Here is a 10,063-nt window from a genome sequence, read left to right on the forward strand (position 1 = left end):
CTACCAGGCCGACCTGGTGATGACACCGGGTATGTTCATATCCCTCTCCATAGTAACGGCTCTCATTGCAACAGCTATTGTCTTTATTTTTTCAGTTATCCTCTTTCGCAACTCTTCAACGCCTCTCGTTTACATCGGGACCCTGACCGCCCTTACATTCGGCCTTACGATAAGTGGTTTTCCTTTTGTGCTGTACAATAAGATATCCGGCAAGAACATGAATATAGAACACGAACTCCCCTTTGCCCTGAGCTACATGTCCATCCTTGCAAGTGCCGGCTCCTCGCCCATGGATGTCGTGAGGACCGTAGCCATCGAGGACTACGGTGAGATATCCACCGAATTCGGTAAGGTCATGTATCGTGTGGACGTTCTGGGCGAGGATGGTGTCACTGCCATGAACCACCTTGTACGCAACACTTCTTCCGAATCCTTCAGGACGGTATGTATGGACCTTGCCAATGCCATGCAGGCGGGAGGAGGGCTTCGCACCTATCTCGAGATGAAATCCAAGGAACTCATGAACCTGCGTGGCAAGCTGCAGAGGGAGTTCGTGGATTCACTTGCAGTCTACGGGGAAGGCTACCTGAGCGGCGTTGTGATGAGCGTGGTGCTTGTGGTCCTCATGATCGTGGTCGGAAGCGCGCTGGGTATCGACCTGGGCCCCCTGACTCCCAGGCAGATGTTCAACTTCTTCGTGTACTTCGCACTGCCATTCATCAACATCGTATTCCTGATACTGCTCTGGATGAAATACTCAAGGAGCGTCCTATGAAGACAGACATATATCTCCAGGTGTTGAAACGCTATGCACAGATAGTGCGCATACGTTACAACATCAAACGGGAGTATCTGACCCTTGGGATCCCCGTATTTGCAGCACTGATGATAGTACTTGTCGCCATACTGGCCGGACACACACTCTTTCCCCCGGAAGGGCAAAGCAGTGCCGCGGTGAACAGTGAAGCCGCTGCAAAGCAGGCTGCCTATGAGGCCCTTGTTGCGGAAATGGAAGCATCTGAAGCTGCGGAGAGGGGTGAGCTCCCGGCATCCCAGGAAACAGAGCCGGTCACAGAGGAAAAAGATAAGTCAAAGGACGATCTTGACCACATAATCGTGTTTGCTACACTGGTGGCTATCATCCCCTTCTCCATCGATACGTTCCTCCAGAAAAAGAACCTGAAGAAAAGGGAGGTAGCATTCGGTGAGTTCCTGTACAAACTCTCTGAGCTCATGAGGGGAGGTATCGATCCCGTCAAAGGGGTGGTCACACTCTCAAGATCCAATCTGGGAGCCATAAGCAAAAGCGTTAAGGACGCTGCATCTTCAATGGTGTTGGGTCACTCGTTTGAGGATTCCATGCACAGGATGTCAGCTTCTATCGGAAGCAGGCTTGTTAACAAATATATCGATATCGTGGTCATGGCCGCCTACACCGGTGGAAATGTCGCAGACCTGCTTTTCCGTACATCCGAGGACATGAGGGCTGTCATAGGCATCGAAAGGGAAAAAGAGGCAAACCTGAAACAGTACATTATCATCTTTTACCTGGCTCAGGGCATAATCATAATGCTTACCAACATCCTTTCCACGTCCCTGCTCCCCATGATCCAGGGCGTAGGCTTGGAAATGCTGGGTGGTGCCGGCCTTTCAGACATCAATTTCGAGCGCGGCTTCTTCCACATGATCGTTCTCAACGCCTTCTTCGGTGGTCTCATCATTGGCCAGATCACTGAAGGCGAGATCAAACATGGTTTCAAGCATTCTGCGATCCTTATGGTCCTGAGCTATGTGGCAGTTGTAACCTTATTGCTCCCGGCCGGCATAGCCGGCACCTATACAATAACTGCTATGTCCGGTGATGCTCAGGAAACCATCGGCGGTCTTCCTTTACAGGAGCCTATAGTATTCAATGTCACTGACACTGATGGCAATCCTGTTCCAGGTACCTTTGTTAAGATGACGATAGAGCCCCAGGGTGTGATAACCAGTTCAATGACAAAAGAGGACGGAACCGTGGCTGTAACGCCGATTCCAGGGTCAGATAAAGGTACCTATATCGTAACAGCAACAGTAGGTGAATCAAGTGGTATTGCCACGATAATAGTAAATGATGAGTTTTAGGTGGATGAAAAGCTCATTCATCTTGGCTTTGCGCTTTGTTATTGGGAGTGGTTTCTAAATCGCCCACATTGCAGAGATCTTCGATATCCGGTAGGTGCTTCAGTTGAACATGTCGTAGGACGTGTCCTCACCGGATAGCAATTGCCGGCATCGGCCACATGATCCCGTCTTGGATGAGATCGTCAAAGTTATGGTCTTTAAAAATCTACTTTGATTTCTATATAGGTATATATCTATTAATAGGCCTACTAAAAAGATTGGTATAATCTCTATATATTATTCCTGCAATACTATAGAATAATCACATGGAGGGATAATATGAGAACATTTAAGACATGGACTAAAAGAAGTGATTTTGGATACATTGGCTCTGCCGTAGTTATGAACAATGATGAAGATGCTGACTATAGGCCCATTCTCCGTGGAGTGATCAATACCCGCTGCAACTATGATGGTTCCAAGATTGAAGGCAGTATGGAAGATTAGATCTCCTGTGTTCGATCGTTCATCCGGTTATCAGCACTCTGAAAACAACAATAATATCTTATCAGCAACCCTTTTTTCCTTTTTGTACGCTACTTTTGTGAAGTTCTAACTTTGATTCTGAAGATATTGTTATACCTTTATGGAAGGTCAGCCAACCCTTTCCCTGGTATCGACCATTATACCCTGGCCTGTTATGTTGTATGCCATCATCTTTTTTGGCGGGATGGTCGCTTTCATCTTTGGGATGTTGATATACCTGCTGATCTTGTCGGAGAAGTACTCTATCCTGAACTGGATTATGCCGTCCACCATGGACCTTACCACCTTTTCGGCGCGCTCCGGGAGAATTCCCATGTCAGTTGCCAGTACGAATGTGGTATTTGTGTCCCTGCTGATGGTAATAAGAGAATTAAGGGCTTGTGTCATGCTTTGCAGTTCCTCGTGGATGAACAGTGATGAGAAACTGTCGATTATGCAGATGTCAGCGTCTGTCATATTGCATAAAGGCATTTTATCCTTTCCGAAAAGAGTGCATAACTTGCGCCTGTTATAGCACAGGTCAAGCAACACAAAAGGGTCTGTGAAGTTACCCATGACCGTCAGGTTTTCCAGGTCCGTCCCCAGACCAAGAAATGATAGTTGTTCTCTTACATCTTTTTCCGAGCTTTTGGTTGATATATAATAAACGGTCTTTCCGATTTTCAGAGCCTCGGAAGTTATATTTCGGAAGAAGATGGTCTTTGCATCCCCAATATCCTCCTCGACCAGCAACACTACATGCTGGGGCACATCCGATAGTCCGAAATTTGTCAATACCATTGATTCCCTTAAAGTAATCATTGTTTAAATGGTTTTGGAACAAACTAAAAAAATAAATAAACTATAGGGTACTATATATATTATGTTAATAAAGTATATCATTTGGTATCTGCTTTTTCTCTTAGATGGCTGGTAAGGATATGAACACTTTCCTGCGGGATACCCGCGGGGTTTCAGTGATATTTGCAACACTACTATTGATATTGATCACTATTATCGCTGCTTCCGGCGTAGCTTTCATGGTATCCACCATGCAAAAGGATGCAATGGACCGCGAGAGCCACCAGGCGGCTGTGAAGAGTGAACAGCTCAAGATCGTCTCCATCAAGCCTTCAGGCAACGGAACTGCGTGGCAGTCCATAGACATGACCGTGCTCAACCTCAACACAGCCAACTCCTACATTTCTTCCATCAAGCTCAATGACGCTTATTTCCTGAACTTCAAGGCCTATGATGCTTCCGGAGATCACGATGTTTACCGCGATTACCCGGCAGTCTATAATGCAAAGAACAGGGTCATGATACCCGCCACCAAGGCCAAGACCATCCACCTCAACTTTTCCGATATCGTGGTAACAGGCTCAGAGACCATATTCGCCACCACAGGCTGGACCAACAATAGCGAAAATTATACCTATCGCCTGAAAATGCACCCATGGAAAGCCTATAATGGTGAAAGCTTCACTTATAACATGATCGATATAAATAATTCTACTGTATGCCCTCAAGGGGCCAACTTCACCATCTTCAACGAAAGCCAGACCATCACCTTCTTCGGGAATGATTCAGGAGGGAGTCTGGCAAACACGACCGATTATGAGATATCCTATACTATTGATTTCAGGTCCTACCTGGGAACGCCTCCCCTGGAAAAAGAGCCTTTGCAGATAGAGCTGATAACTTCCTACATTAATATCTTCAAGGGGCTGTTCACTCCCCCCATGCCGGTGGCTAATGTCCAGTTCAGGGTGGAGTATATAATGGATACGAATGGCACCCAGTCTCCTCGCAGTTACATGATACTGGATGCTTCCGACTCCAGGGACAACGATGGTTTCATCACCAGCTACAAATGGGCCTTGTGGAACGATAATGGAAATGAGGTCCTGTATGACTATAACCTCTCAGGCATGGTTGTCAGGCCGATGATAGATCCCTATTATCACCAGAACGTGACCATCGACCTTATGGTCACCGACGATAGGGGGATGACTGCAAAGCTCAGCCAGGTCTCGGGCAATCTTACAGTCCTTTCGTAACTATTTTTCGTAACTATTACTAAAAGAGGTTACAATAAATGTCCGAAAAAAGAAAGATTCAGCTGACAGGTGGGTCTACCTATATCGTGTCGCTCCCTATCATATGGGTCCGGCAGAATGGGCTGTCTCCGGGGGACACTGTTTCCCTTTCTGTAAAGTCTGACCGTTCACTTACTGTCACTGCGGATATCCCTCCTGAGGAAAAGATATGTCGCTCGGTCATAGAAATATATCTCTCCGGCGATCAGGAAGATGATTTCAGGATGCTTGTGTCAAATTATCTTGTGGGTTATGACATTATTAAAATAATTTCCCCAAACGGTTTTACGGCATCTGAAAGGAAATTCATGAGAGATGCTGCTCGCAAGCGCCTGATAGGTATTGAGATAGTTGAGGAAACGGGGACCGAACTTGTACTGCAGAGCCTTCTGAACTACCAGGAGATCACTATCCTCAAGTCCATGAACAGCATGGACCGGATAATCTCTTCTATGCTTGAGGATGCGTTGATCTCACTGGAGGAACATGACATTGAGCTGGCAAATGATGTCATCCGGAGGGATGATGATGTGGACAGGTTCTACCTGCTGACTGTAAGGCAGTTGAGAGCAGCCCTTGATGATCCCTTCATGGCACAGAAGATAGGCATTGTCCGGTCAAAGGACTGTCTGGGTTATCGGATCGTTACAAAAAGCATGGAGAACATAGGTGATCATGTCCAGAGGATCGCCACCAATGTAGTGGAGATGGATTGTCCTGTGGACCGCAATGATGAGATCTTCAGGCTTGGCAAAGTGGCACAGGCTTTGTTCAGGGATTCAGTAGAGGCAATGTCAGGAAAGGACCCTCAGTTTGCAAACACGATAATAAAGAACTCGAAGAAACTATCCAATATGGCTGCCCTTATCTGCAGCAGGGAATGCGGCCAGGACAGCAGTACAGGTGAGCATAAGAGGAATATCCTTGAGAGCCTCCAGAGCATCGCGGAATACATTGCTGATATTGCTGAGATCTCTATCAATATGGGCTCAAAGGAACTGAAGGATATGCCTCTATAAAAGGCCCCCTTCAAAGCAGCCCTACATATTCAAACAAGCTCACCCTGACCCAGATGACCATCATGTTGTTGATCACCAGCAACAGGCCAAGAAGGCTGATGCCAGTCTTTGAGAATGTCCACAGGAGCGGGGAAACCGGACCGGTGGGTGAATTGATAGTACGGTAGGCCCAGAACACGACTCCCAGTATTGCAATCTTCACAATTACAAGTGACCACATCCCGAATTCTGTCATAAGGCTTGCAAGGAACCCGTTCTGCTCGAATCCGAACCCGTTCTCTATTGCATGGAAAGTTGTCAGGGAATCACCGATGATGTACAGCAGGATGATGTATCTTATATCGTAGAGGAATTTGCCTATCTCTGATGTATTCAAGTGATTGGGACTAATATTTTCCGGGAGCATAATCAATGGATTGAATGCTCATTTATATCAGTAACATGTATGTAATTTTAAAAATAATGTTCATATAATAAAAATGAAGTATACAAAACCAGCGTACATCTGCGTGTTCAGAACGGAAACTGAAAAAAGGAACTAATTGCAGTTACATGTCATCGCTGGGAAAAAGAGGTCAAAAGCCGAAATCAGAGTTTCAGCTTTGACATCCTGTCCACTGCTTCGTTCATCCTTGGCACGGTCTGGGTAAGTGCAAAGCGGATGTATCCTTCACCATACTGGCCAAAGCCGACTCCCGGAGTTGCCACAATGCCTGCATTCTCAAGCAGAAGTTTTGAGAATCCCATGGAATCGTATCCTTCAGGCACAGGTGCCCACACGTAGAAAGTTGCCTTTGGTGGTTTCACATCAATGCCCATTTCGCTGAGCCCTTTGAGCAGCACATCCCTTCTTTCGGTATAGATATCATTCATGTCAGCAACACACTGCTGGGAGCTTGTGAGAGCTGTGATGCCTGCTCTCTGGATAGCATCAAAAGCTCCGGAATCGATATTTGATTTGACCTTCCCGAAACCGGCTATAAGGTCCTTGTTACCGACGGCAAACCCAAGGCGCCATCCGGTCATGTTGTAGGTCTTTGACATTGAATAGAGCTCGATGCTGATATCCATCGCACCGTCCACGCTCAGGAAGCTCGGGGACTGGTAACCGTCATACACCATCTCAGAGTAAGCGTTGTCATGGACAACCACAATGTTGTGCTCGCGGGCAAACTGCACTACCTCCTCGAAGAACTTCAGGTCAGCAGTTGCAGACGTAGGGTTGTTCGGGTAATTGATAAACATCAGTTTTGCCTTGCTGAGGGCATCTTTGGGTATTGCCTCAAGGTCCGGCAGGAAGTCATTTTCATCAAGGAGAGGCATTATGTGCTCTTTTCCGCCAGCAAACTGTGTGCCTATCTTATATACTGGGTATCCAGGGTCCGGGCAGAGCACTACATCCCCGGGATTAATGAAAGCAAGCGGGACATGCGCCACCCCTTCCTTTGAGCCTATGAGTGTAAGCGTTTCGGTAGCCGGGTCGATATCAAGTCCCCTGCTCTGTTTGCACCAGTCTGCTGCAGCTTTCCTGAATTCTATCATTCCGGTATAGGAAGGGTACTGGTGCGTGGAAGGGTCACGTACAGCTTCGCACATGGATTCCACAATGTGTGCGGGGGTTGGCTGGTCAGGGTCACCCACGCCGAGATCGATCACATCCACGCCTTTTGCTCTTACCTTTGCCTTTGCTTCATCGATGGCTGCGAACAAGTAGGGGGGCAGTCTGTTGATCCTGTCAGAATACATTTACTCACCTGGTTTTGGACATTTTAAGAAATAATACAATAAACACCCTCCCTATTGCTGACTACATATTTAAAAACATGCTCATGGATTGATTGGACCACAATATTCATGGTTCAACGAAATCTATTAATAAAGATAATATAAATATAGAGCATATAAAATTGGCATGGGTGTCTTCCATATATCCTGAAGAACTGGCTTCACTTAGAAAAAGGGAAAAAGAACTGGAGTGCATATACAATATCTCTTCCCTTTTTGATCTGCATATTCCTCTGCAGTCCCTGCTCAAAGGCATTGCACAGCGTATGCCATCAGCCTGCCAGTTCCCGGATATCGCCGCAGCCCGAATTACGATGGATAGCGACACCTACCAGACAGATAACTTCAAAGAAACCCCCTGGAAGATGTCAGAGAATATAATGGTCCATGGAGTAGTAAAAGGAAGTCTGCTGGTGGTCTATCTTGAGGAGCGACCTATCCTTGATGTCGGGCCGTTCCTGAAAGAAGAGAAAAGATTGATGGATGCTATCATTGCCCGTCTTGGCAAGGTTATTGAAAGAAAGGTTCTTGAAGAAGCTTTACTGGAATCTGAGAAAAGGCACAGGGTAATATTTGAATCATCTCCTCTTGGCATCTTCCTTGATCACAAAGGCATCATTACTCACTGTAACAGGAGCTTTTTAAGAATATTCCAGGTCCCGCGGGATAAGGCTATCGGAGCTGCAATAACTGATTTTGTGAACGATGAGCGGCTTGAAAAAGTGCTCGCGAGGTCTAATAAAGATATACTTCCTTATTATGAGAGCGAATACCCTGCGCAGATAGCAGGTAACCAGTTGTACCTGAGATCCTATTATGTTCCACACCGTCTTCTGGGCAATACAATTGACAGCGGGGTTTGCCTGATCGCCGATGTCACTAAGAATAAGCAGTCTGAAGATGCACTGCAGCAGCAGAAGGAATTGCTTACCAGCACATTCAATGCTCTCCAGGACCTTATTGTTGTGGTTGATCGTGACCTGCGGGTTGTTACAAGTAATTGGAAGAGCGAAAATATAGAATGTACGCAGGAAAATGAGGAGCATCCACATTGCTATAATTGTTTTATGCACCGGGATGCCCCGTGTGATCCGTGCTACGTTAAAGAGGTGTTCTCCTCAGGGAATGTTGCCGAGATTGAACAAACGGATGAGGTCGACGGGAAAGTCAGGGAATACCGTGCATTTCCTGTTTTTGATAAGAATAACAACATCATCATGGCAGTGGAGCATATTCGTGATATTACAGAGCGCAAAAGGACTGAAAAAGCCCTGCAAATGTCAACGGAAGAGCTTGAAAAAGCCTATGAAGAACTTAAGTCCCTTGACAAGCTCAAGGATGAGTTCCTTTCCAATCTCAGGCATGAGCTCAACACTCCCCTCACCACGATCAAAGGGTTTAGTGAATTGCTCCATGAAGGTACATTCGGTCCTTTGAACCAGGAGCAATCGCGTGCTATGGAAAAGGTTGTCAATAAGTCAAAGCGCCTCCAAAACCTGATCGACTCCCTCCTCTTTGCCAGCTCTTCTCAGGGAGGTAGGGTGCGGTATAAGTTTGAGAAGATCCTCCTGTCAGATTCCCTGTTGTCTGCGGTAGGTGAGTTATCTGAACAGGCTAAGGAGAAGAATATCCTGATAGAGGATGATTTCTCTTCCAGTAAATTGTTCACTTATGGGGATGCGGATTATCTCCCAAGGGCCTTTGCTAATATTGTGGACAATGCCATAAAGTTCACTCACAAGCAGGGAAAGATAAGCCTGTCAGCATACCGTGAAAATGGTGATGTCCATGTCGTGCTGAAAGATACGGGTATCGGAATCTCAGAAGAGGATATGCCAAAGCTCTTCCAGAAATTCCACCAGATAGACAGTTCCTCCACCAGGAGTTACGGAGGTAACGGCCTTGGATTATATGTCACCAAGGTTATCGTTGAGGACCATGGCGGTAAGATCTGGCTTGAAAGTGAAGAGGGAGCCGGGACAAAAGTGCATGTTACTCTCCCGGCCGCCGATTAATTATTCTGTTTTACTTTTCAGCCATTTCGAGTTCAGAATTGTTATCTTTTGACATGTCAATGTCCATAAGATCAGAGCTTTGTGGTAAACTGAGGTAGAAATCGTATGTATTGTCGATCTCCACAGTCCCCTCGATAATACTATATTCCAGGATGTGACCTCCGGCATCTTTGCTGTCTGTTATGAAATGCAGGTGGTATTCGGGCACATTGACTCCATTCATGTAGGAGGGCAGCCAGAAACCGACAATTGTTCCTTCTACATCAGTAAGCTCGAAAGTAGGCTGGTTCTTTGTAACCTCTGTCAGCCGGGGATACGGTTGTGTCTGCTTTGGAACGCTGCGTGTTTTCATATAGTCGAATGTTCCTGTGATCTTCACAGCGTACATTATATTCCTGTTGGGCATCAGTTCTTCAAGGTATTTTTCCACCTGCTCCTTGCCCATAGGCTCGCTGATGGACCCTTTCTCATCGGCTTCGAAGAAAGTGACAGCAGCAAAAGGGGTTGTCATGGAATC

The 10,063-nt window shown here is 46.4% G+C and carries 10 protein-coding genes; 6 read left to right on the top strand and 4 right to left on the bottom strand.

The genetic code is table 11. From position 1 onward, the window contains the following. From Q8J68_RS06050 to Q8J68_RS06060, 3 genes are all read left to right on the top strand, one after another. On the top strand, nt 1-775 hold a 775-nt coding region (locus tag Q8J68_RS06050), incomplete at its 5' end, for a type II secretion system F family protein (RefSeq protein WP_305310637.1). Beyond that, entirely contained in the window at nt 772-2,124 is a 1,353-nt protein-coding gene (locus Q8J68_RS06055; RefSeq protein ID WP_305310638.1) for a type II secretion system F family protein, read from the top strand. The genes Q8J68_RS06050 and Q8J68_RS06055, both read left to right, overlap by 4 nt. Nucleotides 2,125-2,442: 318 nt before the next feature. Beyond that, entirely contained in the window at nt 2,443-2,610 is a 168-nt protein-coding gene (locus tag Q8J68_RS06060; protein WP_305310639.1) for a hypothetical protein, read from the top strand. 147 nt (nt 2,611-2,757) lie between these two features. On the opposite strand, the gene Q8J68_RS06065 is transcribed toward Q8J68_RS06060, so the two are convergent. Further along, a complete protein-coding gene (locus tag Q8J68_RS06065; protein ID WP_305310640.1) occupies nt 2,758-3,429 on the bottom strand; it encodes an RAD55 family ATPase in 672 nt (223 codons plus the stop codon). Between the two features lie 125 nt (nt 3,430-3,554). Here Q8J68_RS06065 and Q8J68_RS06070 point away from each other — a divergent pair, with 125 nt between their 5' ends. Together Q8J68_RS06070 and Q8J68_RS06075 are read left to right on the top strand one after the other, a co-directional pair. Beyond that, entirely contained in the window at nt 3,555-4,688 is a 1,134-nt protein-coding gene (locus Q8J68_RS06070; protein WP_305310641.1) for a hypothetical protein, read from the top strand. Nucleotides 4,689-4,726: 38 nt separating this feature from the next. Further along, nucleotides 4,727-5,746, top strand: a complete 1,020-nt coding sequence (locus Q8J68_RS06075; RefSeq protein ID WP_305310642.1) for a phosphate uptake regulator PhoU — start codon at nt 4,727-4,729, stop codon at nt 5,744-5,746. 10 nt (nt 5,747-5,756) lie between these two features. Here Q8J68_RS06075 and Q8J68_RS06080 read toward each other — a convergent pair whose 3' ends face one another. Both Q8J68_RS06080 and Q8J68_RS06085 read right to left on the bottom strand, forming a co-directional pair. Continuing rightward, entirely contained in the window at nt 5,757-6,152 is a 396-nt protein-coding gene (locus Q8J68_RS06080) for a hypothetical protein (protein WP_305310643.1), read from the bottom strand. A gap of 182 nt (nt 6,153-6,334) precedes the next feature. After that, entirely contained in the window at nt 6,335-7,492 is a 1,158-nt protein-coding gene (locus tag Q8J68_RS06085; protein ID WP_305310644.1) for an LL-diaminopimelate aminotransferase, read from the bottom strand. Nucleotides 7,493-7,662: 170 nt separating this feature from the next. Here Q8J68_RS06085 and Q8J68_RS06090 point away from each other — a divergent pair, with 170 nt between their 5' ends. Next, nucleotides 7,663-9,546 carry a PAS domain-containing sensor histidine kinase gene (locus Q8J68_RS06090; protein ID WP_305310646.1) on the top strand — a complete coding sequence of 628 codons (1,884 nt, stop codon included), beginning with the start codon at nt 7,663-7,665 and terminating at the stop codon, nt 9,544-9,546. Nucleotides 9,547-9,556: 10 nt separating this feature from the next. Here Q8J68_RS06090 and budA read toward each other — a convergent pair. After that, a partial coding sequence (budA, locus tag Q8J68_RS06095; protein WP_305310645.1) for an acetolactate decarboxylase occupies nt 9,557-10,063 on the bottom strand: 507 nt, incomplete at its 5' end.

Origin of the sequence: Methanolobus sp. (assembly GCF_030682845.1) — an archaeon.
Classification (GTDB): Archaea; Halobacteriota; Methanosarcinia; order Methanosarcinales; family Methanosarcinaceae; genus Methanolobus.